Genomic DNA, 1,845 nt, shown 5'->3' with positions numbered 1-1,845 from the left:
TTAATCTATATTATTTGTATTATCTATTAATTGAAATAAATCTCCTTGTTTCTTTTCTATACTTGGTTTACTTGATGATTTAATTATTATACCAAGCTTATTTTTTTCAAGAATTAATCCGCCATGAATTTTTATTAACTTTTCTAAATTATCTTTAATAAGCCTTGTAAATTCTTTAAATTCTGATTGAGTTCCAAATTGTTCGTATAGCTCTTTATAAGGTACAAATATATCTTTATTAAAATTACTAGCTGAAAAGGCTTTATAATTAAGAAAAATATATAAATCTAATAGTACAGGACTATTTTTTAATAATGGTATTAAATCATAATTAAATATTGTTGAATTACTTTCTTTAATATAATTAAAGAAATCTGTTGTTAACTCTAATTCATAATTAATTTCATCACTCTTTTCCCAAAAAGAAATTCCTTTAGCAAAATACACATTAAATTGTGTAATCTTCCTATCATAACCAAAATCCTCAATTTCACTAATTTGTATAGATGAATTAAATAATCTTAAAAATTGATCCTTAAAATTACTAAGAGCTCTTCCATCTGTTTTTCCTTCATTAAAGCTAGAAATACGTAAGTTGTCTAGTATTTCCTTAAAATTATCTCCTAGTTTAATTCGCGGACTATTAGTACGTTTTACTTCAGAACAAATATAATAAAGCATTAATCTTGGGTAAATTCCAAAGGGAACCCCATAATTTTTACCTTCTTTACTTTGGGCATCAATAATAAGCTTTAAATTCTTTTCTTTAGATGTCTTTACAAAATAGTTTTCTTTAACCGATTTATAGGGTAATGTTAAAAAAACTAATTCTACAGGGAATGTACCGACTTCTATTTTCGTTTTAGGTTTTTTTATTACTGTTTTCTTTACTTTGTTTTTACTTATAGTTAGAGTTTTCATATTTAGTATCCTCTTATAGTAATTTATAATTTGTGAATATTTTGATAGGCTTTACTTCTATGAATAATTCGTAATACTTTTATTTTTGTGATATCTTTATTTATACTTATGTTACAAATTATTCTGTAATTATTAATTCTAAATCTATATAAATCTTTATTTAAACCAATAAGTTTTTTAGCTTCAGATTCTAGATTATTTAATGTTTTTAGATTATTAATATAATGTAATATCTTTTCTTGCCATGAATAATCTATTTTATCTAAATCCCTATCCGCTTGTTTATCCAGAGTTATTATTATTTGTTTTGGCATTTTTTAACCTTTTTCTCATTACGTCTTCTAAAGAATACTCCTCATTATTTGCCTCAAGCGTTGAGATGCCTAAAATATAATCTGCTTTATCTTCTAAGAATTCTTCTATTGCTAATTTAATATAATAACTTTTACTTCTGTGTGTAGACAAGGCTAATTCATTTAAAATATTATTCATTTCTTGACTTACTTTTAGTGTAATAGTTTTATTCTCATTATTTTGCTCTTTCATTCTTTGAACTTTTTTTCTAATATGTTATAATTAAAAACATCTATTATCTTTCAGGATCATAGTTGGAGTTTGAACTTTTTTTCTAATATGTTATAATAATTTCTCTTCCTCTTCTGATAATTTGAACGTTGGAGTTTGAACTTTTTTTCTAATATGTTATAATTTCCATAGTTTTTTTGTAGAACACATCAAGTTGGAGTTTGAACTTTTTTTCTAATATGTTATAATCTAAACATTCTTTCCTCCATATGGTCTGCTGTTGGAGTTTGAACTTTTTTTCTAATATGTTATAATATTTTATTGTTTGACTATTATATAGTTGACGTTGGAGTTTGAACTTTTTTTCTAATATGTTATAATACTAACCCTAACAACACC

3 protein-coding genes and 1 CRISPR repeat array are annotated in these 1,845 nt (G+C 23.9%); all 3 genes read right to left on the bottom strand.

The genetic code is table 11. The features are described from left to right. The 3 genes from ACQCX0_RS03755 to ACQCX0_RS03745 are packed head-to-tail and all read right to left on the bottom strand — an operon-like array spanning window position 1 to window position 1,437. Window positions 1–921: a replication protein RepA gene (locus ACQCX0_RS03755; RefSeq protein ID WP_462562838.1), complete on the bottom strand. Its 921-nt coding sequence runs from the start codon at window positions 919–921 to the stop codon at window positions 1–3. Window positions 922–944: 23 nt separating this feature from the next. Next, complete coding sequence (locus ACQCX0_RS03750; protein WP_462562837.1) at window positions 945–1,235, bottom strand: type II toxin-antitoxin system RelE family toxin; 291 nt, start codon at window positions 1,233–1,235, stop codon at window positions 945–947. Next, on the bottom strand, window positions 1,204–1,437 hold the full coding sequence (locus ACQCX0_RS03745) for a ribbon-helix-helix protein, CopG family (protein ID WP_462562839.1): 234 nt from the start codon (window positions 1,435–1,437) through the stop codon (window positions 1,204–1,206). Before ACQCX0_RS03745 ends, ACQCX0_RS03750 begins: the two co-directional genes overlap by 32 nt. Before the next feature lie 25 nt (window positions 1,438–1,462). Further along, window positions 1,463–1,827: direct repeats of the CRISPR family, unit length 36 nt; unit sequence GTTGGAGTTTGAACTTTTTTTCTAATATGTTATAAT. Between the last annotated feature and the right edge of the window lie 18 nt (window positions 1,828–1,845).

It is taken from the genome of Candidatus Hepatincolaceae symbiont of Strigamia maritima (genome assembly GCF_055505085.1).
This window is presented reverse-complemented; position numbering and strand designations above follow the sequence as displayed.

Coding starts and splice junctions, on each gene's coding strand:
- ACQCX0_RS03755 (WP_462562838.1), bottom strand. CDS start 921: ATGAAAACTCTAACTATAAGTAAAAACAAAGTAAAGAAAACAGTAATA.
- ACQCX0_RS03750 (WP_462562837.1), bottom strand. CDS start 1,235: ATGCCAAAACAAATAATAATAACTCTGGATAAACAAGCGGATAGGGAT.